This is a genomic window from Escherichia sp. KTE172 (assembly GCF_000408845.1).
Lineage (GTDB): Bacteria > Pseudomonadota > Gammaproteobacteria > Enterobacterales > Enterobacteriaceae > Escherichia > Escherichia coli.
This window is the reverse complement of record NZ_KE137316.1, coordinates 659,589-685,429: the sequence shown is the minus strand read 5'-3', so window position 1 is coordinate 685,429 and position 25,841 is coordinate 659,589. Positions and strand designations below refer to the sequence as shown.

The window sequence follows — 25,841 nt, the reverse complement described above, 5'->3', positions numbered from 1 at the left end:
CGCATTGAGAAAAACTTTGCGTTATCACAGTTTGTTGTAATTTTCTGACCACTGCGCCATATCCAGAACAGAACTATCAGCAGGAACATCCTGGAGATCGTGCGTTACCTGAACGACGGGGATCGCCAGGGCGCGAACTTCGCTAAATACCCACTTGCGAAAATTATCGCGCAGAGCTACATCAAGACGGCTGAATGGCTCATCCAGTAGCAACGCTTTTGGCTGAGCGAGAAGAGCGCGAAGCAGAGCAACGCGCGCTCGCTGACCGCCAGACAAAGTGGCAGGATCCTGATGGAACATACCGCCAAGCCCCGCACGCTCCAGCGCATCATTTACCGCATCGCGCCTTGCAACACCTTTGAGTGCCGCTGGCAGAGCCAGCAGTAAATTTTGCCCGACGCTGAACTGGTCAAATAACAGTGCATCCTGGAAAAGAATGCCAATCTGACGCTCTGCGGTGGGTAGCATGTCAATCCGTTGCTCATTGAGCCATAGCTCACCTGTACAAGAAAACTGTCCGGCCAGCGCACCAATCATCCATGAAAACAGAGTGGATTTTCCACAGCCAGACGGCCCCATTAACGTGACAATGTCACATTTATCCACCGTAAAGTTAACGTTTGTCAGCAAGCAGCTTTCTGGTAAACGTAGCGAAACATTTTTCACGCAGAGCATTAGCGGAGTCCTTGTCTGACATAACCTACCCATTTTGCGACTAACGCGGTCAGGGCAAAAATAATAAGCGGTAATAGCAGTTGCCATAAAGCCTGGGCGGCGAGAATACCGTTGCTGCCGCCGCTGCTTAATGCCACCGCTTCAGTGGTGAGCGTCGGAAAACGCCCCGCGCCCAGCCACAGCGTCGGCATATACTGTGCAATACTGACTGAAAATCCCACCGCGAAGGCAATCAGCGTAGGGCGTAGCATAAGCGGACATTTCACGTAAAAGAAGATTTTGGACTGCGACCAGCCCAGTGTTTGCGCAATCAAAATTAACCGTGAATCAATGCGCTGCCAGGCCGGTTGCAGGATAAACAGCATCCACGGCATTACCCACAGCAGATGCCCCCAGACCACCGCCGTCCAGCTTCCATCCAGGTTTAGCCATAGCGCCAGCGTGTACTGGCCCGCCACCAGTGGCAGAGCGGGTAATAAAATGGGCAACCATAGCCACAACTGGCGACGCTGTGGCCCCCATTCCAGCCACAGCAGTAACAGGAGCAAAGCGATGAATGTCGCCACCAGCCCCATTGTCAGGCTGTTGATGAGCGCTTCACTATTGATCGTCGACTGATCCGCGAGGATCGCCAGCAGAACCACACACAGCACACCGGTTAAGGGTAAAAGACTCGCCAGCGTAATGCCAGGCAATAAAGGCGTGGCAGGCTTACGAACGCCATCTACGCGGGGAATAGTACGCCGCCAGCTACGCCATAGCAGATAGCCCAGCAAAACGTAGGCGGCGAGTAACAGCATCAGCAGCAGGCTGGCGAGTGCGCCTTTCGTTTGTTGATCGGCTTCGCCCTGAGTTAACCACTGCCAGCTAATTACTGCCAGCGTCGGTGGATTACCTGGCCCAAGAATAATCGCCACATCCACGACCGACAGCGACCAGGCAACAATCGCCAGCATCGCCATTGCCAGCGCAGGCGCGACGGAGGGCAACAGTAGCCAGTTCAGGCATTGCCAGCGGCTGTAGCCCAGCGAATCCAGCACAATGAGTTGCTGCAACAGCCGTTTTTCGCTCAATACTGCCGCTAAGATCCACAATAGAAATGCGCTTTCTTTCACCGCCAGCGTGAAGCCCAGCCCAATACCCAATTTGTCCATTGGCGGAGTGAAATATGGGAAATAGTCATAAAGCAGCCCTCCGTCAGCAAAGAGCAGAAGGGCGCTGGTGGCAAAAGCCACATGGGGAATGGCGAGCAGCCACGGCAGACGGGCGCACATACGCTGCCATTTCGGCCCAGGCCACAGCGCCACAATCACCAGCAGGGCAATCAACAACGCCCCGACCGCCGCGATGGTTGTCGACACCAGCGTTGCCATTAATGCCTGCGGTAACTGTGGATCGGCAAATAACGCCTGCCAGTGTGTCAACGACAAAGCAGGCGATATCAGCGTGAGAGCTGCCGGGATCAGCGGTGCATAAATCACCGCCATCATCGCCCACAGCAAAAAGATTAATGCGTACCGTAACGGTGTAGCCATTCTTGTTCCAGCGCATTTACCCAACCTGCGTGCGGTTCAGCCAGTACCGGCGGCAGATCCTGCGGCATTCTCGATTGCAATGTTTCGCGCTGCCCGTCAGGCAGTTTTTGCGGATCGAGAACAGAAGGATCGCCCCAGACAGCGGGATCTGCTTTACGCAGTTGCGCATCGGGTGAGAGCAGGAAATTGGCAACTACCTTCGCCGCAGCACTGGCATTCGCGTTGGCAGGAATGGTGACAAAATGCACGTTGCCAATCATCCCCTCGTTAAAACCAAAACTGTAACTGCTTGCCGGCAAATCGCCACTGGCGATTTTTTGCTGCGCATGCGCGGGGTTAAAGGTCAGCGACAGGCGCAATGTGCCAGCTTTCAGCAGAGCATCCATCCGCGCGGGCGAAGGTGGGAAATCCTTTCCTTCGCGCCACAAATACGGATGCAGTGCATCAAGATATTGCCACAAGGGCGCAGTGACGCGGGCGAAAGTCGCATCGTCCGGCGCTTCTTTTAATGCTGTGGGATCTGGCGTTAGCATAATCAGCAACTGTTCAAGAAACGCCGTGCCGGTAAAGTCTGGCGGGCGCGGATAGGTAACCGTGCCAGGATTGGCTTTAGCAAACTCCAGCAACGCTTGCGGCGTTTGTGGTGGCTGTGGCGTAACATCGCGGCGGGCGATAAACGTCAGTTGTGCGCCACCCCAGGGCGATTCAGCCCCTTCTGTAGGCACTGAAAAATCTTCCCGCACCGGCAGCTGTGTGTCGACATAGCGCCAGTTGGGCAGAGTCTCCACCCAGCCCGTTTGTAATAAATTGGCCTCTTTTAAGGTGCGGAAGTTTTCGCCGTTCACCCAGAGCAGATCCACCGAACCGCCTGTTTTGCGTCCGGCAGCAGCTTCGGTCTGAATGCGCTTCACCGCGTCTGCGGCATCCGCGAGACGAACAATCTTCAGGTTTATAGCGTAATGGGTTTTCATCTCGCCGCTAACCCAGTCGAGATAGCGGTTAATTGCCGTATCGCCGCCCCAGGCGTTAAACCAGACGGTTTGCCCTTTGGCGTCGTTTTTGATTTCCTGCCAGTCACTGGCATGTGTTGCCAAAGAAAACAGCGATAACAATCCCAGCAACCACACACAATGGCGCATCATCTCTCCTTAAGAACGTTTTTCAGGAATACGGCACAGCCCCTGAGCGGGAATGTCCATGGCAGAATTAAAACGAGCCGACAGGTTTTGCAGGCCAATCAATGCCGTCAGTTCGGTGAGCGCCTGAGCGTCAAAATGCGTAACCAGTCGGGCGCGCAGGGCATCATCGACCGTTGGCGGCGTTACGCTTGCGGCTTCGGCGTACTCCAGCGCCAGCCGTTCTTCATCGCTAAAGAGCGGGCTTTGCCGCCAGTCAGCCACTGCCAGCAGTTTATCGGTGCTGCCAGTGCGCTCGGCGACTTTCATACTGGTGATATCCACGCAAAACTCACACAGGCACATTTGCGCAATGCGCGCGCTGACAAGCGATCGTACTACCGGATCCAGCGGTGAGCGTTTGCGCTCCAGCCAGCCGACAAACATCGACACCAGATAAAAGATAAACGGGATCCGCCCCCACCAGCGAATCGGGCTTAGCACCTCGCCGTAATGGCGACGATGCAGCCACGCCTGCGGACGTAAAATGAAAGGAATTTTGCTAAGCGGCGGTAAACCCATCAGGCATTCCTCTTCTGGCGCTCAAGCCATATTTTCTTCGCCATAAAAATCACCACGGTCAGGGCAAACAGAATAAACAGTCCGGTGACAAACCAGAAAGTACCGCCTGTTAACATGCTGCCCGCCCAGGAATAAACAATAGTCGCTGGTAACTGACCAAGCCCGGTGGCGATAAAAAACGAGCGAAAACGTATTGAAGTCAAACCGGCAGCATAGCTTACGGGATCAAAAGGCACAAAAGGCAATAATCGGCATACCAGAATGGTGTGTTTACCATAGCGGGTAAAAAAGCCGTCCATACTATTGAGTACCGTTTTACCCGTTAACTTTTCCACCACTTCGCGGCCCATCACTCTGGCGATAAAAAAGCACAGCGCCGCGCCGGCCATCGAACTGGTCCACGACAGCAAGCCGCCCCAGAACGCGCCAAACAGCGACGCATTTGCAAAGGTGATCAGAAACGCAGGTAGCGGTGCAGCAATGGCCTGCAAAATCATCAACAAGAACGAGACAACTGCCGCCAGTGCGCCGTAAGACTGAATAAAGCGTTCTATACCCTGTTGGTCCACGGCGGCAAACGCCGCAACGCTGCGATTGATAAACTCATGGACGCCGGGAAGCAGCGCCCATGCCAGCAGCATAGCGAACAACAGGATGATGAGGGTTATACGGTAATACCAGATTTTTCGCGATTGCATCTTCATCATCCTTTATTCTGGCTTTATTCGGTGATTTTAAAGGTAACCGTTGCCAGCGTGTTATCCGCCGGGAGAACCGAGGCATTGCCTTTGAATTTAACTTCACCTCGTTTTTCAACCGCACCATAAGTGTATGTTGCATTGCTGACGATGCCGACCGGGCAGCTATCCAGACACACCAGGCAGCCCGTTTTCTTCTCTTCTGCTGCCGTTAAATTACCGCCAAAGCGCATGTCCAGTTTCTTGCCATTACTGTCAACAATCACTTCATCTAAGGAATACGCTTTTGCCGCCCCTTGCCAGTTGACCGAAATATCCAGTTTGCTGCCTGTGACATGAGTCGTTTCTTTATTATCCATCGTCATGTTTTCGCCCGGTGTACCACCTGCCTCTTTCAGGGCTTCATAAAATGCTTTCGGGGTCGCATAACCCATAAACAGCGATTTATGTCCGTTGGAGCCATCTTTAAACACAATACCGTGACGAGTGTCGTCGGTGAGGAAACGACCATTAATTTGCACCAGCATGGTTACCGTATGGTTATTGGCATCGACACGCAGCGGTTGGCTATTCGAAAGTCCGTCGTATTCCACTTTTGCACCCGCATTCTCTTGTTGATCGCAGCCGCTAAGCCCGGCAACAGCCAGTAAGCAGAGTGCAGCCAGTCCTTTTTTCCATGACACTGAATAATGTTGCAACATCGTTCTATCCTTCATTTTTGGGGTGAGTAAGTGGGCTGCGGCGCGAAGCAGACAGATCCACATGTTTGTGTCGGGCGTAGAGTTTTGCGAGCTGGACGAGAATAAACAGCGCCAGGCCCGCCAGACAGAGTTGTAAAATAAAGCGCAGCGTAATGCCTTCATTGGCGAGATCGCTTGCCATCACGGTATAAATAACAATACCGGGCAGGGTCGTGAGTGCCGAAATAAGGGTATAAGGCCAGAAGGCGATTGTGGTTAATCCGTAAGCGTAATTTTGAATATTGTAAGGAAACAACGGGATTAAGCGGGTCAGAATAAGAAAATCAATACCATTACGCGCAATGCCTTTTTCAATGGCCTGGAAGGTATGGCTATGGCCAACGTATTTCAGCAGTAAATCACGTCCCAGCCAGCGCGCCAGCAGGAATGAGCACGAGGAGGCCAGCGTGGCGGCAATTAATGAGAGTAGTGTCCCTAAGAGCGGGCCAAAAACTATTCCTCCAGCGATCACCAGTATGCTTCCTGGTAACAGAAAGAGGGTGGCAATGATGAATAACAGAATATAGAGGCTATAACCGAACAATCCGCTCTGGCGAATGAGTGTCTGTAAGTGGGGCAAATCGGTGAGCAGATCGAATAAACCGAAAGCGTGGATAGCGTAAATGAGCAGCGCAAAAATAAGACAGGCAAAAAGAAATTTACGCTCAGCGTTCATCGTGGAGTTTCCTATATCAAACTTGATAATAGAGAAGTGGTCAGACAACTAAAAACGCAGTGACGGTATAACAAAGGGCGGCAGGCAACAAATCATTACTGACAGTTTGTTGATTTTTCTCAAGGTTAATTCTCCTGACCCAGTTTGAGCCAGGAGAACAGCTAAATTAGCGGCGGAAGGTCGCCCAGACGGGGGCGTGATCGGACGGTTTTTCCATGCTGCGAATTTCATAGTCGATGCCGGTTTCTACGCAACATTCTGCCAGCGGTTGGCTGGCGAGAAGCAGGTCGATGCGCAGACCACGGTTATCGTCAAAACCTTTTGAGCGGTAATCAAACCATGAGAAACGATCTGCTGTTTGCGGATTCGCATGGCGGAAGGTATCGACCAACCCCCAGCTCATCAGTCTCTCCATCCATTCGCGTTCCTCCGGAAGGAAAGAACATTTTCCGGTACGCAGCCAGCGCTTACGGTTCTCTTCGCCAATGCCAATATCCAGGTCGCCAGGACTGATATTCATATCGCCCATAATCAGCACCGGATTTTCACGCTTGAGTTCGGTTTCCAGGTAGTTTTGCAGATTCTGATAAAACTGCGCCTTTGCCGGGAATTTTATCGGATGGTCGCGGCTTTCACCCTGCGGGAAGTAACCGTTGATCACGGTAACATTGCCCAGCGTCGAGGGGATTTCAGCCATAATAATTCGCCGTTGCGCCTCTTCGTCATCACCCGGAAAACCGCGACGCACGGCAATCGGCGTCTCTTTGGTCAGCAGCGCCACGCCATAATGGCCTTTCTGCCCGTGATAAAACACGTTGTAGCCGAGCTTCGCCACCTCTTCGAGTGGAAACATATCGTCATGAACTTTTGTCTCCTGCAGGCCAATCACATCCGGTTGGTGCTTTTCGACGATGGCTTCAAGCTGGTGAGGTCTGGCGCGCAGGCCGTTGATATTAAAAGAGACAAATTTCATAGTCGCTGCCATTTATTCAGATAAAGAGTGCGTGGATGGTAGCAGAATTTCGCTTTGCGTACCGCCTGTTGTTAAGTGATTTGATCGATGGTTGTTAATGATGTCAACGATGGCGCAAAAAATGCCCGCTTTTGGTGCGCGTTGCGTCAGAATGGCGCAGTAATTTCCAGTAAATTTCGTCAATGATCACAATTCCAGAATTATATTTTACTTCTGCATAACATTGCGTTTTTTATTCTTTTTATTCACCCACATCGCAAACGTATTCACTTTATATGCACTTTAAATGCATATGGTTTGGTTATAACTCCTTGATTTCCAGTTAGCCACCGCGGTTTATGCACTTTTATCACTGGCTGGCACGAACCCTGCAATCTACATTTACAGCGCAAACATTACTTATTATTAACATATAAATAACGAATTATTTACTGTAGAGGTCGCTATGTCTCAGCCAATTACGCGTGAAAACTTTGATGAATGGATGATACCTGTTTACGCTCCGGCACCGTTTATACCGGTACGTGGCGAAGGTTCGCGCTTGTGGGATCAGCAGGGGAAAGAGTATATCGACTTCGCGGGTGGCATTGCGGTGAACGCGCTGGGCCATGCGCACCCGGAACTGCGTGAGGCGCTGAACGAACAGGCGAGTAAGTTCTGGCATACCGGCAACGGTTACACCAACGAGCCGGTACTGCGACTGGCGAAAAAATTGATCGACGCCACGTTTGCCGATCGCGTCTTCTTTTGTAACTCCGGTGCGGAAGCCAACGAAGCGGCGCTAAAACTGGCGCGTAAATTCGCTCACGACCGCTACGGCAGCCATAAGAGCGGTATCGTGGCGTTCAAAAATGCGTTTCATGGTCGCACGCTGTTTACTGTCAGTGCGGGTGGGCAGCCCGCCTATTCACAGGATTTTGCGCCACTGCCGCCGGATATTCGTCATGCTGCATATAACGATATTAACTCTGCCAGCGCGCTGATTGACGACTCTACCTGTGCGGTGATTGTCGAACCCATCCAGGGGGAAGGCGGTGTGGTGCCAGCCAGCAACGCATTTTTACATGGTCTGCGTGAATTGTGTGACCGCCACAATGCATTGCTGATTTTTGATGAAGTACAAACTGGCGTCGGGCGCACCGGGGAACTGTATGCCTATATGCACTACGGTGTGACGCCTGATCTGTTAACTACCGCGAAAGCGCTGGGCGGCGGTTTCCCGGTCGGTGCGTTGTTGGCAACCGAAGAGTGCGCCAGCGTGATGACCGTTGGCACTCATGGCACCACCTATGGTGGTAATCCGCTGGCCTCGGCGGTAGCAGGCAAAGTGCTGGATCTCATTAACACGCCAGAGATGCTTAACGGGGTTAAGCAGCGTCACGACTGGTTTGTTGAGCGTCTTAATACCGTTAATCACCGCTGCGGTTTGTTCAGTGAAGTTCGCGGCTTAGGTTTGTTGATTGGCTGTGTACTGAATGCCGATTACGCCGGGCAAGCGAAACAGATCTCTCAGGAAGCGGCGAAAGCAGGCGTGATGGTACTGATTGCGGGTGGCAACGTGGTGCGTTTTGCGCCTGCGCTCAATGTCAGCGAAGAAGAGGTGACGACCGGACTGGATCGCTTTGCAGCTGCTTGCGACCACTTTGTTAGCCGAGGTTCATCATGATGGTCATCCGTCCCGTTGAGCGCTCAGATGTCTCGGCGCTGATGCAGCTTGCCAGCAAAACGGGCGGCGGCCTGACGTCGCTTCCCGCCAATGAAGCCACGCTTTCGGCGCGTATCGAAAGGGCAATCAAAACCTGGCAAGGCGAACTGCCCAAAAGTGAGCAGGGCTATGTGTTCGTGCTGGAAGATAGCGAGACAGGCACAGTGGCGGGGATTTGCGCCATTGAGGTGGCAGTTGGGCTGAACGATCCCTGGTACAACTATCGCGTCGGCACGCTGGTTCACGCTTCGAAAGAGCTGAATGTCTATAACGCGTTGCCGACGCTGTTTCTCAGTAACGATCACACCGGCAGCAGCGAGCTGTGCACGCTGTTTCTCGACCCGGAGTGGCGCAAAGAGGGCAACGGCTATTTGCTGTCGAAATCGCGCTTTATGTTTATGGCGGCTTTTCGCGACAAGTTTAATGACAAAGTGGTTGCCGAAATGCGCGGGGTGATTGACGAACATGGCTATTCACCGTTCTGGCAAAGCCTCGGTAAGCGCTTCTTTTCGATGGATTTTAGCCGCGCCGATTTTCTCTGCGGCACCGGGCAAAAGGCATTTATTGCAGAACTGATGCCGAAACATCCGATCTATACCCACTTTTTATCTCAGGAAGCCCAGGACGTCATCGGTCAGGTACATCCGCAAACCGCGCCTGCCCGTGCGGTACTGGAGAAAGAAGGTTTTCGCTACCGTAATTATATCGACATCTTCGACGGTGGGCCGACGCTTGAGTGTGACATCGACCGCGTGCGCGCCATCCGTAAAAGTCGGCTGGTGGAAGTGGCAGAAGGGCAGCCTGCGCAGGGCGATTTTCCGGCCTGCCTGGTCGCCAATGAAAATTATCACCATTTCCGCGTGGTGCTGGTGCGTACCGATCCGGCAACCGAGCGTTTGATTTTAACCGCCGCACAACTGGATGCCCTCAAATGCCACGCCGGGGATCGCGTTCGTCTGGTGCGCCTGTGCGCAGAGGAGAAAACAGCATGACTTTATGGATCAACGGTGACTGGGTAACGGGCCAGGGCGCATTGCGTGTGAAGCGTAATCCGGTATCGGGAGAGGTGTTATGGCAGGGCAATGATGCCGATGCCGCTCAGGTCGGGCAGGCTTGTCGGGCAGCCCGTGCGGCGTTTCCGCGCTGGGCGCGTCTCTCCTTTGGCGATCGTCAGGTAAGAGTTGAACGCTTTGCCGGATTGCTGGAAAGCAATAAAGCCGAATTAACCGCGATTATTGCCAGAGAAACGGGTAAGCCGCGCTGGGAAGCGGCAACCGAAGTGACGGCGATGATCAATAAAATCGCGATATCAATTAAGGCGTATCACGTTCGTACCGGCGAGCAGCGTAGCGAAATGCCGGACGGCGCGGCGAGCCTGCGACATCGCCCGCACGGCGTGCTGGCGGTGTTTGGGCCGTATAATTTCCCTGGTCATTTGCCGAACGGGCATATCGTTCCGGCATTGCTGGCGGGTAACACCATTATCTTTAAACCCAGCGAACTGACACCCTGGAGCGGCGAAGCGGTAATGCGTTTATGGCAGCAGGCTGGCTTGCCGCCGGGCGTGCTGAACCTGGTGCAGGGCGGGCGTGAAACGGGTCAGGCGCTGAGTGCGCTGGAGGATCTCGACGGCTTGCTGTTTACCGGTAGCGCCAATACTGGCTACCAGTTGCATCGTCAGCTTTCCGGTCAGCCGGAGAAAATTCTCGCCCTCGAAATGGGCGGCAATAACCCGCTGATTATCGATGAGGTGGCGGATATCGATGCCGCTGTCCATCTGACCATTCAGTCGGCATTTGTCACAGCCGGGCAACGCTGCACCTGCGCCCGCCGTTTATTGCTGAAAAGCGGGGCGCAGGGCGATGCGTTTCTTGCTCGTCTGGTTGCCGTCAGCCAGCGATTAACGCCGGGCAAATGGGATGACGAACCGCAGCCGTTTATTGGCGGGCTGATATCAGATCAGGCCGCGCAGCAGGTGGTGACGGCCTGGCAGCAACTGGAAGCGATGGGTGGACGACCCCTGCTTGCGCCGTGCTTATTACAAGCAGGGACATCGTTGCTGACGCCGGGGATCATTGAAATGACGGGCGTTGCTGGCGTACCAGATGAAGAGGTGTTCGGACCGTTATTGCGCGTCTGGCGTTATGACAATTTCGATGAAGCGATTCGAATGGCGAATAACACTCGCTTCGGCCTCTCATGCGGTCTGGTTTCCCCCGCGCGGGAAAAATTCGATCAACTGCTGCTTGAGGCGCGGGCGGGGATTGTTAACTGGAACAAACCGCTTACCGGCGCTGCCAGTACCGCGCCATTCGGCGGCATTGGCGCTTCCGGTAACCATCGCCCCAGCGCCTGGTATGCCGCAGATTATTGTGCCTGGCCGATGGCGAGCCTGGAGTCGGACTCGTTAACATTGCCCGCCACGCTTAACCCCGGGTTGGATTTTTCCGATGAGGTGGTGCGATGAACGCCTGGGAAGTCAATTTCGACGGGCTGGTAGGGCTGACGCATCATTACGCGGGCCTGTCGTTTGGTAATGAAGCCTCTACCCGTCACCGTTTTCAGGTCTCTAACCCGCGACTGGCGGCGAAACAGGGCTTACTGAAAATGAAAACCCTTGCCGATGCGGGATTCCCCCAGGCCGTGATCCCGCCGCACGAGCGTCCGTTTATACCGGTTTTACGTCAGTTGGGATTCAGTGGTAGCGATGAACAAGTGCTGGAAAAGGTTGCACGCCAGGCACCGCACTGGCTTTCCAGCGTTAGTTCCGCTTCGCCAATGTGGGTAGCCAATGCGGCAACGATCGCGCCATCTGCCGATACGCTGGATGGCAAAGTGCATCTCACCGTTGCCAACCTGAACAATAAATTTCACCGTTCGCTGGAAGCCCCCGTCACTGAATCGCTGTTAAAAGCGATTTTTAACGACGAAGAGAAATTTAGTGTCCATTCGGCGTTGCCGCAGGTAGCCTTGCTCGGTGATGAGGGGGCGGCAAACCACAATCGTCTCGGCGGTCATTACGGTGAACCGGGTATGCAACTTTTTGTCTACGGGCGAGAAGAAGGCAATGATACCCGGCCTTCCCGTTATCCGGCGCGGCAGACTCGCGAAGCCAGCGAGGCGGTGGCAAGGCTGAATCAGGTGAATCCCCAACAGGTGATTTTCGCCCAGCAAAACCCGGACGTTATCGACCAGGGCGTTTTTCATAATGACGTGATTGCCGTGAGTAACCGCCAGGTGCTGTTTTGTCATCAACAGGCGTTCGCTCGACAGGTGCAGTTACTGGCAAACCTGCGTGCGCGGGTGAACGGTTTTATGGCGATAGAAGTTCCGGCGACTCAGGTTTCCGTGTCAGATGCGGTGTCTACATATCTGTTTAACAGCCAACTGCTGAGCCGCGATGATGGTTCCATGATGTTGGTGCTGCCTCAGGAGTGTCGGGAACACGCCGGAGTATGGGGGTATCTCAATGAACTCCTTGCCGCTGACAACCCGATTAGCGAACTAAAAGTCTTTGATTTACGTGAAAGCATGGCGAATGGCGGAGGCCCGGCGTGCCTGCGGTTGCGCGTGGTATTGACAGAAGAAGAACGCCAGGCGGTGAATCCGGCGGTGATGATGAACGATACGCTGTTTAATGTGCTCAATGACTGGGTGGATCGTTACTACCGCGATCGTCTTACTGCTGCCGATCTGGCCGACCCGCAATTGCTGCGTGAAGGGCGGGAAGCACTGGATGTATTGAGCCAATTACTGAATCTCGGTTCGGTTTATCCGTTCCAGCGCGAGGGAGGGGGCAATGGATAATTTTCTTGCTCTGACCTTAACGGGTAAAAAACCGGTTATCACCGAGCGAGAAATCAACGGCGTTCGCTGGCTCTGGCTGGGCGATGGTGTGCTGGAACTGACGCCATTAACGCCACCGCAAGGCGCACTGGTGATTTCAGCGGGAATACACGGTAATGAGACGGCACCTGTGGAGATGCTGGACGCGTTGCTTGGCGCGATATCTCACGGCGAGATCCCGTTACGTTGGCGGTTGCTGGTGATCCTCGGGAATCCTCCTGCGCTGAAGCAAGGGAAACGTTATTGCCATAGCGATATGAACCGAATGTTTGGCGGTCGTTGGCAGCTATTTGCTGAAAGCGGGGAAACCTGTCGCGCGCGCGAACTGGAACAGTGCCTGGAAGATTTTTATGACCAGGGCAAAGAATCTGTGCGCTGGCACCTTGATCTCCATACCGCAATTCGTGGCTCCTTGCATCCGCAGTTTGGTGTATTACCGCAACGCGACATTCCCTGGGACGAGAAATTTCTGACGTGGCTGGGGGCGGCGGGGCTGGAGGCACTGGTATTCCATCAGACGCCTGGTGGTACGTTTACCCATTTTAGCGCCAGACATTTTGGCGCGCTGGCCTGTACGCTGGAACTCGGCAAAGCGTTGCCCTTTGGACAAAACGATCTTCGCCAGTTTGCAGTCACTGCCAGCGCAATTGCTGCGCTGCTATCTGGTGAGAATGTCGGTATCGTGAGAACGCCGCCGCTCCGTTATCGGGTGGTTTCGCAAATTACTCGCCACTCGCCGTCCTTCGAAATGCATATGGCAAGTGACACGCTGAATTTTATGCCGTTTGAGAAAGGAACATTGCTGGCGCAGGACGGGGAGGAACGTTTTACCGTAACCCATGATGTAGAGTATGTGTTATTCCCTAATCCTTTGGTAGCGTTGGGATTACGCGCGGGATTAATGCTCGAAAAAATAAGCTAATACTTACCCGCAGAAATCATTCTGCGGGTATTAAGTTGCTTTCTTATAAATTAATACAGATTAATCCTGGTTATTTGCTTTATTCATCACCAGTCATCCGGTATAGTTCTTCATAATCTCTGCAAAATCATCGTGTTGTAATATTCTCTCATCACTCTCCATCAAATTTTCTTTTTTTCTCCATAATTGGCGCAAAAGTGTTTTTTACACTTTCATTGTTTTACCGTTGCTCTGATTAATTGACGCTAAAGTCAGTAAAGTTAATCTCGTCAACACGGCACGCTACTTAAGAAAGCCGTAAAAAATAACTGAAAGGAAGGATATAGAATATGCGTAAATTAACTGCATTGTTTGTTGCCTCTACCCTGGCTCTTGGCGCGGCTAACCTGGCCCATGCCGCAGACACCACTACCGCAGCACCGGCTGACGCGAAGCCGATGATGCACCACAAAGGCAAGTTTGGTCCGCATCAGGACATGATGTTCAAAGACCTGAACCTGACCGACGCGCAGAAACAGCAGATCCGCGAAATCATGAAAGGCCAGCGTGACCAGATGAAACGTCCGCCGCTGGAAGAACGCCGCGCAATGCATGACATCATTGCGAGCGATACCTTCGATAAAGCAAAAGCTGAAGCGCAGATCGCAAAAATGGAAGAACAGCGCAAAGCTAACATGCTGGCGCACATGGAAACCCAGAACAAAATTTACAACATCCTGACGCCGGAACAGAAAAAGCAATTTAATGCTAATTTTGAGAAGCGTCTGACAGAACGTCCAGCGGCAAAAGGTAAAATGCCTGCAACTGCTGAATAATCTTTCAGCCAAAAAACTTAAGACCGCCGGTCTTGTCCACTACCTTGCAGTAATGCGGTGGACAGGATCGGCGGTTTTCTTTTCTCTTCTCAAACAGTTGTAAAAAAAGCCTGATCACCACTAACGTAAATCACCCGAGTTGCCGATAACCATCCACGGTTACCTGAACGATAACAATGAAAAGAACGGGCCGGGAGCGAGTATGGAATACTTTGATATGCGTAAAATGTCGGTGAATCTGTGGCGAAATGCTGCCGGTGAAACGCGCGAAATTTGCACTTTCCCACCGGCAAAACGTGATTTTTACTGGCGTGCCAGCATTGCATCCATCGCGGCGAATGGGGAGTTTTCTTTGTTTCCCGGTATGGAAAGGATAGTGACGTTGCTGGAAGGCGGCGAGATGTTCCTTGAAAGCGCAGACCGCTTTAACCATACCTTAAAACCGTTACAGCCTTTTGCCTTTGCGGCGGACCAGGTGGTAAAAGCGAAACTGACGGCAGGGCAGATGTCGATGGATTTCAACATCATGACACGCCTGGATGTCTGTAAGGCGAAAGTCAGAATTGCCGAACGTACGTTTACTACCTTTGGCTCACGCGGCGGGGTAGTGTTTGTCATTAACGGGGCGTGGCAATTGGGCGATAAACTGCTCACTACCGACCAGGGCGCGTGCTGGTTCGATGGCAGGCACACCCTGCGGCTTTTACAACCGCAGGGTAAACTGTTGTTCAGTGAAATCAACTGGCTTGCTGGTCATTCGCCGGATCAAGTTCAGTAATTTCATAGTTACCGGAAAGCAGCGGCTTACAAAGAATTTTATAACCGTCGTGATCAAACCCGGCGGGTGTCCGAATTAACGTTGTCGCTTCTTCCAGCGAATTAACCGCCCCCAGCCACAGCCAGTTTTGAATAATATGATATTGAGTCATTTCCGGGTGCTGTTCTTTCAGCGCCACCGCCCCTTGCCAAGGCCAACACACCACCCGCAAACGCTCCAGAGACTGGCGCAAGCGTAGCGCATGTTCCTCATGGCTCTCTTTACCGCAACACGCCCCGGCGCAACGTTTTAATGCAGAACGAAAACAAGCACGCCCGCGGCTTAACGGTTCCAGTCCCAGCAGGCCATAGCAAAGTTTTTGTTCATCAGCGATGGTCTGCAATGCTTGCAAAGCTGCGCGCCTATTGGCAAACAGGCCAAACAGGTTGGGGGCTCGTGAAAAATCCACCTCTTTGGCATACACCACATCGACGCGCTTTTCATTTAATTGCAGGGCACAGAGCTGGCGATTGCGGCGCAACCGTTTATTAAACAGCGGCTGTTGTTCTTTGATTAATCGCGCTTCAAGGAGCAGAGCGCCGATTTCGCCTGCGGTGCAGATCCAGCTAATTCGCCGGGATTGCCGTAGCATGGCGGCTTCATCCGGGGTGCGTAAATGAGAAAGGACGCGGCTGCGGATGTTAATGCTTTTGCCGATATAGAGCGGCATGGTGTCGCTTTCGCCATGAAACAGATACACCCCTGGTCGGGTGGGTAAGTCATTAAGGAATGAACGTAAATGTTCGGGATATTCATAAATTGCCGCAGCTTCAAATTCGAGCCGCGGAGAAGTTAAACGCCGTACCACTGTTGACTCCGAATGCTGGTTATCTATCCAGTGTAACAGGCGGGGAGCGATTAAAAAAGAGGCGGGTTGATGACAAAGGTTACACCGTGAGACGTGCTACGCCTGTCAGGCCTATTCGACTCCTGCAATGTATTGAATTTGCATAGTTTTGTAGGTCGAATAAGGCGTTCACGCCGCATCCGGCGTGAACAAAGTACTCTTTTTCGCACAAACCAATATGTGCAAATTATTACTTTTTCCAGAAATCATCGAAAACGGTAATTGGCGGACGGCGTTTATGTTCGGTTTTCAGATACCAGTTCTCTATTGTTCTGGCGACCTGTTCAGGTAGGTTTTTCCCTTCCAGATAGTCGTCGATATTGTCATAGGTCACGCCGAGTGCCACTTCATCTGGCAGAGAAGGGCGATCATCTTCCAGATCGGCCGTTGGGGCTTTCTTATAAAGGTGTTCCGGGCAACCTAATGCCGCCAGTAACTGTTTACCCTGGCGTTTGTTGAGACGATACAGCGGATTAATATCCGTACCGCCGTCACCATATTTAGTGAAGAATCCGGTAATGGCTTCTGCTGCATGATCGGTGCCCACCACGACACCGCTGGTCATACCCGCAATGCTATATTGTGCTTTCATCCGCTCACGCGCTTTTTCATTGCCACGAACAAAATCGCTCAGTTCAATGCCCGCTTCGCGCAGCGCCTGTTCGCTGGCCAATACCGCGCCCTTGATATTAACGGTTAATACGCGATCCGGTTGAATAAAGGCAATGGCATCCTGGCAATCTTGTTCGTCAGCCTGAACACCATAGGGCAGGCGTACGGCAATAAATTGCAGTGATTCGTTGCCAGTTTCCTGGCGCAGCTCATTAATCGCCATCTGGCACAGCTTTCCGGCAAGCGTGGAGTCCTGACCGCCGCTGATCCCTAGCACCAGTGATTTAATGAACGGATAAGTTTGCAGGTAGCTTTTCAGAAAATCGACACTACGACGAATTTCCTCTTCAGCATTAATCTGCGGTTTTGCGCCCAGCGCCTTTATTATTTGTTGTTGCAATGTCATTGAACCCCTCCAGACAGAAAAGACAAAACTTCCTTAAAGCTAACCCGTTGCTACTGAAACGACAAGCGACAGCGGGCTGAATGGTGGTTAAAACGTCATACAGGAATCCTCTGAAAGCGGAGCCGTTTCGTTCACGGGCTTGAAAAAGCGCCCAATGTATTCCAGGCTTATCTAACACGCTGATAAACAAGAGGACGGAATATGAACAAGAATATGGCAGGAATTCTGAGTGCAGCGGCGGTATTAACCATGCTGGCGGGTTGTACGGCTTATGATCGTACCAAAGACCAGTTTGTACAGCCTGTGGTGAAAGACGTCAAAAAAGGCATGAGCCGGGCGCAGGTTGCACAAATTGCGGGTAAACCTTCGTCTGAAGTGAGCATGATCCATGCTCGTGGTACTTGCCAGACCTACATCCTGGGTCAACGTGATGGTAAAGCAGAAACCTACTTTGTCGCGTTAGATGATACCGGACATGTCATCAACTCCGGTTATCAGACCTGTGCTGAATACGACACTGATCCACAGGCTGCGAAGTAATCACTTCGCCTGAAAGCTTGAGTTACAACGGAAACCGGCCATTGCGCCGGTTTTTTTTGGCCTGAGTTCTTAATTATCTTCGCGAATTATTTGCCCGAAATGTGAAGAGGGTCATAACCGCAGGTCAAGGAGAGACAATTTATAAGGTCAAAGAAATACTATTGCTCAGGTCTATACCGTATACTCCTTTCAGCCACAAAAAAAGTCATGTTGGTTTCGCAAGTTACCCAGAGCATGGAAGCAGGTTAAGGCTTGCGGAGTGTCTGGCTGACAGATAATCGTCGATGAGGGCAGTTTTATGGAAAAGAAACACATTTATCTGTTTTGTTCTGCGGGCATGTCTACCTCTTTACTGGTATCAAAAATGCGCGCACAGGCAGAAAAATATGAAGTTCCGGTCATTATTGAAGCATTTCCGGAAACACTGGCTGGTGAAAAAGGTCAGAATGCCGATGTCGTGTTATTAGGGCCGCAGATTGCTTATATGTTGCCCGAAATCCAGCGTTTGTTACCCAACAAACCGGTTGAAGTAATTGACTCGCTGCTTTATGGCAAAGTCGATGGTTTAGGCGTGCTTAAGGCTGCGGTTGCAGCGATTAAAAAAGCCGCAGCAAATTAATTTATTTTAAATTTTCCCGTCAAAGAGTTATTTCATAAATCAATACCGTAATATTTAAATTGCGGTTTTTAAGGGTATTTTTCTATGAGTAATGTTATTGCATCGCTTGAAAAGGTACTCCTCCCTTTTGCAGTTAAAATAGGAAAGCAGCCACACGTTAATGCAATCAAAAATGGCTTTATTCGCTTAATGCCGTTAACCCTTGCGGGGGCCATGTTTGTATTAATTAACAACGTTTTTCTAAGCTTTGGGGAGGGGTCGTTTTTTTATTCCTTAGGTATTCGCCTGGATGCCTCAACCATTGAAACACTTAATGGTCTGAAAGGTATTGGCGGCAACGTATATAACGGAACATTAGGGATAATGTCTTTAATGGCACCGTTCTTTATTGGCATGGCGCTGGCAGAAGAGCGTAAAGTCGATGCGCTGGCGGCTGGGTTGTTATCCGTTGCAGCATTTATGACCGTCACCCCATACAGTGTCGGTGAGGCCTATGCGGTTGGCGCAAACTGGTTAGGTGGGGCGAATATCATCTCCGGGATTATTATTGGCCTGGTGGTGGCAGAAATGTTTACCTTTATTGTCCGCCGCAATTGGGTCATTAAATTGCCCGATAGCGTACCTGCTTCAGTATCGCGTTCCTTCTCGGCTTTAATTCCCGGCTTTATTATTCTTTCCGTGATGGGGATTATTGCCTGGGCGTTGAATACCTGGGGCACCAACTTCCATCAGATCATTATGGATACCATCTCAACCCCACTGGCATCGTTGGGTAGCGTGGTGGGCTGGGCCTATGTGATCTTTGTTCCACTGCTCTGGTTCTTCGGTATTCATGGTGCGCTGGCGCTGACCGCACTGGACAACGGCATTATGACGCCTTGGGCGCTGGAAAATATCGCGACCTATCAGCAATATGGTTCCGTCGAAGCGGCGCTGGCAGCCGGTAAGACCTTCCATATCTGGGCCAAGCCGATGCTGGACTCCTTTATTTTCCTTGGGGGCAGTGGTGCGACTTTAGGTCTGATCCTGGCTATCTTTATCGCCTCTCGCCGTGCTGATTATCGTCAGGTGGCAAAACTGGCGCTGCCGTCCGGCATCTTCCAGATTAACGAACCGATTCTGTTTGGTCTGCCAATTATCATGAACCCGGTGATGTTTATCCCGTTTGTACTGGTACAACCGATTCTGGCGGCAATCACCCTGGCAGCGTACTACATGGGCATTATTCCTCCGGTGACCAATATTGCACCGTGGACCATGCCAACCGGTCTGGGAGCCTTCTTTAACACCAACGGTAGCGTCGCCGCATTGCTGGTCGCACTCTTCAACCTTGGTATCGCAACGTTAATTTATCTGCCCTTTGTTGTGGTGGCTAACAAAGCACAAAATGCGATTGATAAAGAAGAGAGCGAAGAAGATATCGCTAACGCCCTGAAATTTTAATCGATGCCGGTACGGGTAATCGTGCCGGTAAGAATAGAGAGGAACGATGTATGATGGATCTCGATAATATTCCCGATACGCAAACGGAAGCTGAAGAGCTGGAAGAAGTGGTGATGGGGCTTATCATCAACTCCGGACAAGCGCGCAGCCTGGCGTATGCGGCACTGAAACAGGCGAAGCAGGGCGATTTTGCCGCAGCAAAAGCCATGATGGATCAGTCACGGATAGCATTGAATGAAGCGCATCTGGTACAGACGAAACTGATTGAAGGCGATGCGGGCGAAGGTAAGATGAAAGTGAGTCTGGTGCTGGTCCACGCTCAGGATCATTTAATGACGTCCATGCTTGCGCGTGAACTGATTACCGAATTAATTGAGCTTCATGAAAAACTGAAGGCATAAGGAGTCGATGATGCAGCCAGTGATTAACGCGCCGGAAATTGCCACTGCCCGAGAACAGCAGTTGTTTAATGGCAAAAATTTCCATGTGTTTATCTATAACAAAACTGAGAGTATCAGCGGACTGCATCAGCACGACTATTATGAATTTACTCTGGTATTAACCGGGCGTTATTTCCAGGAGATTAACGGTAAGCGCGTGTTACTGGAACGGGGCGATTTTGTTTTTATTCCGTTAGGTTCGCACCATCAAAGTTTTTATGAGTTTGGTGCCACGCGCATATTGAACGTTGGGATCAGTAAACGCTTTTTTGAGCAGCATTACCTGCCGTTGTTGCCTTATTGCTTTGTAGCTTCGCAGGTATACCGAACCAATAACGCTTTTCTCACCTATGTGGAAACAGTGATTTCTTCATTGAATTTCCGCGAAACAGGGCTGGAAGAGTTTGTTGAGATGGTTACTTTTTATGTCATTAACCGTTTACGTCATTACCGCGAAGAACAGGTGATTGATGATGTACCGCAGTGGCTGAAAAGTACGGTAGAAAAGATGCATGATAAAGAGCAGTTTAGTGAATCGGCGCTGGAGAATATGGTGACGTTGTCAGCCAAATCACAGGAATATTTGACGCGAGCGACTCAACGATATTATGGCAAAACACCAATGCAGATTATTAATGAGATCCGTATTAATTTTGCCAAAAAACAACTGGAAATGACCAACTATTCCGTGACGGATATTGCGTTTGAGGCCGGTTATAGTAGCCCGAGTTTGTTTATTAAAACGTTTAAGAAATTAACGTCCTTTACGCCTAAGAGCTATCGTAAGAAATTGACTGAATTTAATCAGTAAGTCGTTATACCTGACAATTCACATATCTGTCCTGTTGCTGGATTATTTATGTCCGGGGGGGCAGATATGCCAGATATCAGTATTCTGTACTGAAGGGAGAAATTATGAGCCAGAAATTAAAAGTCGTCACTATTGGTGGCGGGAGCAGCTATACCCCGGAGTTACTGGAAGGATTTATTAAGCGTTATCACGAATTGCCGGTCAGCGAATTATGGCTGGTGGATGTCGAAGGTGGTAAAGCTAAACTGGATATTATTTTTGATCTCTGCCAACGGATGATTGATAACGCTGGCGTCCCGATGAAGCTTTATAAAACGCTGGATCGCCGCGAAGCATTGAAAGATGCTGATTTCGTTACTACCCAACTGCGCGTAGGCCAATTACCGGCGCGCGAACTGGATGAACGTATTCCATTAAGTCATGGTTATCTTGGTCAGGAAACTAACGGCGCGGGCGGTCTGTTTAAAGGTCTGCGTACCATTCCGGTGATTTTTAACATCGTAAAAGATGTCGAAGAACTTTGTCCGAATGCATGGGTGATTAACTTCACTAACCCGGCGGGAATGGTCACTGAAGCCGTTTATCGTCATACCGGATTTAAACGCTTTATCGGCGTGTGTAATATTCCGATCGGCATGAAGATGTTTATTCGCGATGTTCTGATGCTGAAAGACAGCGATGATTTATCTATCGATCTGTTCGGCCTCAACCATATGGTGTTCATTAAAGATGTGCTGGTAAATGGCAAATCACGCTTTGCCGAATTGCTTGATGGTGTGGCATCCGGGCAGTTAAAAGCATCTGGCGTTAAAAATATTTTCGATCTGCCATTTAGCGAAGGTTTAATTCGTTCTCTAAATCTGTTGCCGTGTTCTTATTTGCTTTATTACTTCAAGCAAAAAGAGATGCTGGCTATTGAAATGGGCGAATACTACAAAGGCGGCGCACGAGCACAGGTAGTACAGAAAGTCGAGAAACAACTTTTTGAGCTGTATAAAAACCCGGAGTTGAAAGTTAAGCCGAAAGAACTGGAACAGCGCGGTGGGGCTTATTACTCTGATGCAGCGTGCGAAGTGATCAACGCTATCTACAACGACAAGCAAGCTGAACATTACGTTAATATCCCGCATCATGGGCATATTGATAATATTCCGGCAGACTGGGCGGTAGAAATGACCTGTACGCTGGGGCGCGATGGCGCGACGCCACATCCGCGCATTACGCATTTCGATGATAAAGTGATGGGGCTGATTCACACCATTAAAGGCTTCGAGATTGCTGCCAGCAACGCTGCACTTAGCGGAGAATTTAACGATGTGTTACTGGCGCTAAACCTTAGTCCGTTGGTGCATTCCGATCGCGATGCTGAGCTGCTGGCACGCGAGATGATTCTGGCGCACGAGAAATGGCTGCCAAATTTTGCCGACTGCATCGCAGAGCTTAAAAAAGCACATTAACCGAGGCTGATTATGGAACGCTTATTGATTGTTAATGCCGATGATTTTGGCTTAAGCAAAGGTCAGAACTACGGCATTATCGAGGCCTGTCGCAATGGGATTGTCACATCGACGACGGCGCTGGTGAATGGGCAGGCTATTGACCATGCGGTGCAGTTGAGTCGTGATGAACCGAGTCTGGCCATAGGGATGCACTTTGTCCTTACTATGGGCAAGCCACTGACAGCTATGCCGGGGTTAACCCGCGATGGTGTGCTGGGAAAATGGATCTGGCAGTTGGCAGAAGAAGATGCTTTACCGCTGGAAGAAATTACTCAGGAGCTTGCCAGTCAGTATTTGCGTTTCATTGAGCTATTTGGACGCAAACCTACGCATCTTGATAGCCATCATCATGTGCATATGTTCCCGCAGATTTTCCCGATTGTTGCCAGGTTTGCGGCTGAAGAGGGGATTGCGTTGCGGGCGGATCGTCAGATGGTGTTTGATTTGCCGGTCAACCTGCGCACTACCCAGGGATTCAGCAGTGCATTCTACGGTGAAGAGATCAGTGAGTCGCTGTTCCTGCAAGTGCTTGATGACTCCAGTCATCGCGGCGAGCGCTCTCTGGAAGTGATGTGTCATCCGGCGTTTATCGATAATACGATTCGCCAGAGTGCTTATTGCTTACCTCGGTTAACGGAACTGGATGTGCTGACTTCAGCGTCGTTGAAATATGCGATTGCTGAGCGTGGTTATCGGTTGGGTAGTTATCTTGATGTGTAAGTAAGGTGGTAAGGTCACTCCCCAGGGGGCGTGACCTTATCCATATTTACGCCGGAATTTTGTCAATCTTAGGAATGCGTGACCACATGCGGTGTGCTGCCATCAGCGTTAACAGTTCATCCATAAAACTACCATCGGCGCTGTCAGCTTCCACAATCCCTTCTTCACCCTGGTCAGCGACCTTGATTGTTGCTTTAAACTTGCGCGCGTCTCCCGCCAGCGCAATCGGTTTAAGGTGTTTGTAGGCTTCCATCAGGTAGTAGTTGGCATCGCCGTTGTCAGCGATATCCGCGATATTGCCGCAAGGGACAATAACCGCATCGACCGTCAGCGAAGGTGCACCGGCAAAGGTAGCGGCTATAGGCAACACCGTACCGTCATCCGCAGTCACTTCACCCATTCGGGAGTAGAGCAGTTTGGCATGAACGCCTTTGGCCTTCAGCGCCTTGAGAATGGCCAGAAGGTCTGCCGATCTCACTTCATCATTAAGTAAAATCGCTACCACGCGACCTTTCACATCACCGTCAGGAATGGCGTACAAACTTAAGGATGGATCCTTTTTCAGACCGTTGACGTCCGGAGGCGGGGTGATATTCAGCTGGTCGTCCGTCAGCTCGATACCGAGATTTTTCGCCACCGCCTGGGCCAGAGTGAGATCAATATGCGCCAGCTGGTCAACAACGCGCTCACGAATATACGGACGAACTACTTTGCTTAACTCAAAACTGAAACCATCGACAATATGGCGCTGCTCGAATGGCGTCTGACTTAGCCAGAACAGACGCGGATGGGAATAATATTCGCCAAACGATGGACTGCGCTCGCGAACTTTATTTCCTTCCACGCGTTCCTGGTATGATTCAAAACCGCCACGTTTCGGCCCCGGCGGTGTTTCGCGCGGCCAGTTATCGTTGATCGAGTTCGGTTCATAATTCGCCGGGTTAGTGTCGATCCCCATACGATGCATGCCGTCACGCTGGAAATTATGGTAAGGGCAGGTCGGGCGGTTAATCGGAATCTCATGGAAATTCGGCCCACCAAGACGACTGATTTGTGTATCGGTATAGGAGAACAAACGTCCCTGCAACAGGGGATCGTTGGTGAAGTCCAGACCAGGAACAATATGACCTGGATGGAATGCTGCTTGTTCGTTTTCGGCAAAGAAGTTATCCGGATTGCGATTGAGCATCATTTTGCCAACACGCTGAACGGGTACCAGTTCTTCCGGGATGAGTTTGGTTGGATCGAGAAGATCGAAGTCAAACTTGAATTCATCTTCTTCAGGAATCAACTGGAAGCCCAGTTCGTATTCCGGAAAATCGCCTGCTTCGATGGCTTCCCACAACTCGCGGCGGTGGAAGTCCGGGTCACGTCCGGTTAGTTTTTGTGCTTCATCCCAAACGAGTGAGGCTTTACCTGCCAGTGGTTTCCAGTGGAAACGTACGAACGTTGCCTTCCCTTCGGCATTAATCAGGCGGAAGGTGTGAATACCGAAGCCTTCCATGGTGCGGTAACTGCGTGGGATCCCGCGATCCGACATCGCCCACATCACGTTGTGCAGAGTTTCAGGTTGCAGAGAAACATAATCCCAGAAAGTATCGTGGGCGCTTTGCCCTTGTGGGATTGCCCAGTGCGGTTCTGGTTTTACCGCATGAACAAAATCGGGGAATTTATGCGCATCCTGGATAAAGAAGATTGGCGTGTTATTGCCAACGAGGTCAAAAATACCCTCTTCGGTATAGAACTTGGTGGCAAAGCCACGGATATCACGCACGGTATCGGCAGAGCCAGCACCACCCTGAACGGTAGAGAACCTAACAAATACTGGGGTGATTTTGTTCGGATCTGAGAGGAAATCCGCTTTGGTGATATCGCTTAAGCTTTTATATGGCTGGAAATAACCGTGAGCTGCTGATCCACGTGCATGAACAATACGTTCCGGGATGCGCTCATGGTCAAAGTGGGTGATTTTCTCGCGCAGAATAAAATCTTCCAGCAGCGTTGGACCACGGCTACCGGCACGCAGTGAGTTTTGATCGTCGGCGATGCGCACGCCCTGATTAGTGGTCAGCGCATAATTTTCACTGCCTTTGCGTACGTCTTCCAGAGAATTAAGTTTTTCGTTACGCGTATCAGGGGCTTTCAGGCTCCCTGGGGCGGTAGGTTGTGCACCTGGCGGTGTCGGTTCAGCCGCTGGACGATGAGATCCGTCCTCAGGTGCCAGTGAGTCCATCCCCGGTTTCGCTTCGCTGGAATCGTGTTGTGGTGACTGGTGCTGATGTGGGTTCTTTTCGTTATGTTGCGACATTGAACTCGTCTCCTTAATTTATTACTGAAAGGGCCGCTGTTTTGGTCAAAAAACTCTCTAACTATAGACCACCAGCCAGATCCCGCTTCGGAGGCTATTCTGGAAACGGTGTTATGAAATACACGCAAAGCGGGACGTACAGGGGCTAAATCGGCTAAACTACAGTTTTTCTGATTTTTAATATGCGTTTAGTGAAGCCAGTAATGAAGAAACCGCTCCGCCAGCAAAACCGCCAGATTATTAGCTATGTCCCACGCACGGAACCCGCGCCGCCAGAACATGCGATAAAGATGGATTCGTTTCGTGATGTCTGGATGCTGCGTGGCAAATATGTTGCGTTTGTACTGATGGGAGAGTCATTTCTGCGCTCACCGGCGTTTACTGTGCCTGAATCCGCCCAGCGTTGGGCAAATCAGATCCGCCAGGAAGGGGAAGTGACTGAGTAAAGATTACGTACCTCCCGGTTTTGCCGGGAGTTACATGGCCTGAAATTCTGT

The 25,841-nt window shown here is 51.1% G+C and carries 26 protein-coding genes; 15 read left to right on the top strand and 11 right to left on the bottom strand.

All coding sequences use genetic code 11. The features are described 5' to 3' along the window. Positions 1-24: 24 nt before the first annotated feature. The 8 genes from G434_RS20320 to xthA form a co-directional block, all read right to left on the bottom strand. Positions 25-675: an ATP-binding cassette domain-containing protein gene (locus tag G434_RS20320; RefSeq protein ID WP_000882821.1), complete on the bottom strand. Its 651-nt coding sequence runs from the start codon at positions 673-675 to the stop codon at positions 25-27. Beyond that, positions 675-2,210, bottom strand: a complete 1,536-nt coding sequence (locus G434_RS20325; RefSeq protein ID WP_000224945.1) for an ABC transporter permease subunit — start codon at positions 2,208-2,210, stop codon at positions 675-677. The genes G434_RS20320 and G434_RS20325 overlap by 1 nt, the downstream gene beginning before the upstream one ends. After that, a complete protein-coding gene (locus G434_RS20330) occupies positions 2,183-3,349 on the bottom strand; it encodes an ABC transporter substrate-binding protein (protein ID WP_001215384.1) in 1,167 nt (388 codons plus the stop codon). Before G434_RS20330 ends, G434_RS20325 begins: the two co-directional genes overlap by 28 nt. A gap of 9 nt (positions 3,350-3,358) precedes the next feature. Then, the gene (locus G434_RS20335) at positions 3,359-3,907 is read right to left on the bottom strand and encodes a carboxymuconolactone decarboxylase family protein (protein WP_000524078.1); all 549 of its coding nucleotides are present in this window, start codon (positions 3,905-3,907) and stop codon (positions 3,359-3,361) included. Beyond that, positions 3,907-4,614: a TVP38/TMEM64 family protein gene (locus G434_RS20340; protein WP_000977133.1), complete on the bottom strand. Its 708-nt coding sequence runs from the start codon at positions 4,612-4,614 to the stop codon at positions 3,907-3,909. The genes G434_RS20335 and G434_RS20340 overlap by 1 nt, the downstream gene beginning before the upstream one ends. Before the next feature lie 14 nt (positions 4,615-4,628). Next, positions 4,629-5,306 carry a lipoprotein YdjY gene (ydjY, locus tag G434_RS20345; protein ID WP_000939215.1) on the bottom strand — a complete coding sequence of 226 codons (678 nt, stop codon included), beginning with the start codon at positions 5,304-5,306 and terminating at the stop codon, positions 4,629-4,631. Positions 5,307-5,310: 4 nt separating this feature from the next. Continuing rightward, positions 5,311-6,021: a TVP38/TMEM64 family protein gene (locus G434_RS20350; protein ID WP_001309538.1), complete on the bottom strand. Its 711-nt coding sequence runs from the start codon at positions 6,019-6,021 to the stop codon at positions 5,311-5,313. Between the two features lie 166 nt (positions 6,022-6,187). Further along, positions 6,188-6,994 carry an exodeoxyribonuclease III gene (gene xthA / locus G434_RS20355; protein ID WP_000673933.1) on the bottom strand — a complete coding sequence of 269 codons (807 nt, stop codon included), beginning with the start codon at positions 6,992-6,994 and terminating at the stop codon, positions 6,188-6,190. A 445-nt stretch (positions 6,995-7,439) separates the two neighbouring features. On the opposite strand from xthA, the gene astC reads away from it, so the two are divergent. The 7 genes from astC to ves all read left to right on the top strand — a co-directional run bounded on the left by astC (position 7,440) and on the right by ves (position 15,060). Continuing rightward, complete coding sequence (gene astC, locus G434_RS20360) at positions 7,440-8,660, top strand: succinylornithine/acetylornithine transaminase (RefSeq protein WP_000082001.1); 1,221 nt, start codon at positions 7,440-7,442, stop codon at positions 8,658-8,660. Beyond that, positions 8,657-9,691 carry an arginine N-succinyltransferase gene (gene astA, locus G434_RS20365; protein WP_000989429.1) on the top strand — a complete coding sequence of 345 codons (1,035 nt, stop codon included), beginning with the start codon at positions 8,657-8,659 and terminating at the stop codon, positions 9,689-9,691. Before astC ends, astA begins: the two co-directional genes overlap by 4 nt. Further along, the gene (gene astD, locus G434_RS20370) at positions 9,688-11,166 is read left to right on the top strand and encodes a succinylglutamate-semialdehyde dehydrogenase (RefSeq protein ID WP_000177328.1); all 1,479 of its coding nucleotides are present in this window, start codon (positions 9,688-9,690) and stop codon (positions 11,164-11,166) included. The genes astA and astD overlap by 4 nt, the downstream gene beginning before the upstream one ends. Next, on the top strand, positions 11,163-12,506 hold the full coding sequence (astB, locus tag G434_RS20375; RefSeq protein ID WP_000994992.1) for an N-succinylarginine dihydrolase: 1,344 nt from the start codon (positions 11,163-11,165) through the stop codon (positions 12,504-12,506). The genes astD and astB overlap by 4 nt, the downstream gene beginning before the upstream one ends. After that, positions 12,499-13,467, top strand: coding sequence for a succinylglutamate desuccinylase (gene astE / locus G434_RS20380; RefSeq protein ID WP_000368473.1), 969 nt, complete (start codon positions 12,499-12,501; stop codon positions 13,465-13,467). The genes astB and astE overlap by 8 nt, the downstream gene beginning before the upstream one ends. Before the next feature lie 329 nt (positions 13,468-13,796). Continuing rightward, complete coding sequence (gene spy / locus G434_RS20385; protein ID WP_001228981.1) at positions 13,797-14,282, top strand: ATP-independent periplasmic protein-refolding chaperone Spy; 486 nt, start codon at positions 13,797-13,799, stop codon at positions 14,280-14,282. Positions 14,283-14,484: 202 nt separating this feature from the next. Further along, on the top strand, positions 14,485-15,060 hold the full coding sequence (gene ves / locus G434_RS20390; RefSeq protein ID WP_000455601.1) for an environmental stress-induced protein Ves: 576 nt from the start codon (positions 14,485-14,487) through the stop codon (positions 15,058-15,060). Here the strand turns inward: ves and cho are convergent. Both cho and nadE read right to left on the bottom strand, forming a co-directional pair. After that, complete coding sequence (cho, locus tag G434_RS20395; RefSeq protein WP_000252369.1) at positions 15,020-15,907, bottom strand: excinuclease Cho; 888 nt, start codon at positions 15,905-15,907, stop codon at positions 15,020-15,022. The two genes, ves and cho, sit on opposite strands and share 41 nt — an antisense overlap. A gap of 229 nt (positions 15,908-16,136) precedes the next feature. Next, positions 16,137-16,964, bottom strand: a complete 828-nt coding sequence (gene nadE, locus G434_RS20400; RefSeq protein ID WP_000175035.1) for an ammonia-dependent NAD(+) synthetase — start codon at positions 16,962-16,964, stop codon at positions 16,137-16,139. A gap of 201 nt (positions 16,965-17,165) precedes the next feature. On the opposite strand from nadE, the gene osmE reads away from it, so the two are divergent. The 7 genes from osmE (at position 17,166) to chbG (ending at position 23,036) form a co-directional block, all read left to right on the top strand. After that, positions 17,166-17,504: an osmotically-inducible lipoprotein OsmE gene (gene osmE / locus G434_RS20405; RefSeq protein ID WP_001039044.1), complete on the top strand. Its 339-nt coding sequence runs from the start codon at positions 17,166-17,168 to the stop codon at positions 17,502-17,504. Positions 17,505-17,802: 298 nt separating this feature from the next. Beyond that, the gene (gene chbB, locus G434_RS20410) at positions 17,803-18,123 is read left to right on the top strand and encodes a PTS N,N'-diacetylchitobiose transporter subunit IIB (RefSeq protein ID WP_000412169.1); all 321 of its coding nucleotides are present in this window, start codon (positions 17,803-17,805) and stop codon (positions 18,121-18,123) included. Between the two features lie 84 nt (positions 18,124-18,207). Continuing rightward, the gene (chbC, locus tag G434_RS20415; protein ID WP_000073041.1) at positions 18,208-19,566 is read left to right on the top strand and encodes a PTS N,N'-diacetylchitobiose transporter subunit IIC; all 1,359 of its coding nucleotides are present in this window, start codon (positions 18,208-18,210) and stop codon (positions 19,564-19,566) included. 50 nt (positions 19,567-19,616) lie between these two features. Beyond that, entirely contained in the window at positions 19,617-19,967 is a 351-nt protein-coding gene (chbA, locus tag G434_RS20420) for a PTS N,N'-diacetylchitobiose transporter subunit IIA (protein WP_000968913.1), read from the top strand. Between the two features lie 7 nt (positions 19,968-19,974). Then, positions 19,975-20,817 carry a transcriptional regulator ChbR gene (chbR, locus tag G434_RS20425; RefSeq protein ID WP_000983653.1) on the top strand — a complete coding sequence of 281 codons (843 nt, stop codon included), beginning with the start codon at positions 19,975-19,977 and terminating at the stop codon, positions 20,815-20,817. Between the two features lie 104 nt (positions 20,818-20,921). After that, entirely contained in the window at positions 20,922-22,274 is a 1,353-nt protein-coding gene (celF, locus tag G434_RS20430) for a 6-phospho-beta-glucosidase (protein WP_000078760.1), read from the top strand. A 12-nt stretch (positions 22,275-22,286) separates the two neighbouring features. Beyond that, positions 22,287-23,036: a chitin disaccharide deacetylase gene (gene chbG, locus G434_RS20435; RefSeq protein WP_000440439.1), complete on the top strand. Its 750-nt coding sequence runs from the start codon at positions 22,287-22,289 to the stop codon at positions 23,034-23,036. 46 nt (positions 23,037-23,082) lie between these two features. Here the strand turns inward: chbG and katE are convergent, their stop codons facing one another. Then, a complete protein-coding gene (gene katE / locus G434_RS20440) occupies positions 23,083-25,344 on the bottom strand; it encodes a catalase HPII (protein ID WP_000077898.1) in 2,262 nt (753 codons plus the stop codon). A gap of 182 nt (positions 25,345-25,526) precedes the next feature. On the opposite strand from katE, the gene cedA reads away from it, so the two are divergent. Next, positions 25,527-25,790 (top strand): cell division activator CedA, encoded by a 264-nt coding sequence (gene cedA / locus G434_RS20445; RefSeq protein ID WP_001241561.1) that lies wholly within the window; start codon positions 25,527-25,529, stop codon positions 25,788-25,790. Positions 25,791-25,841: the final 51 nt, after the last annotated feature.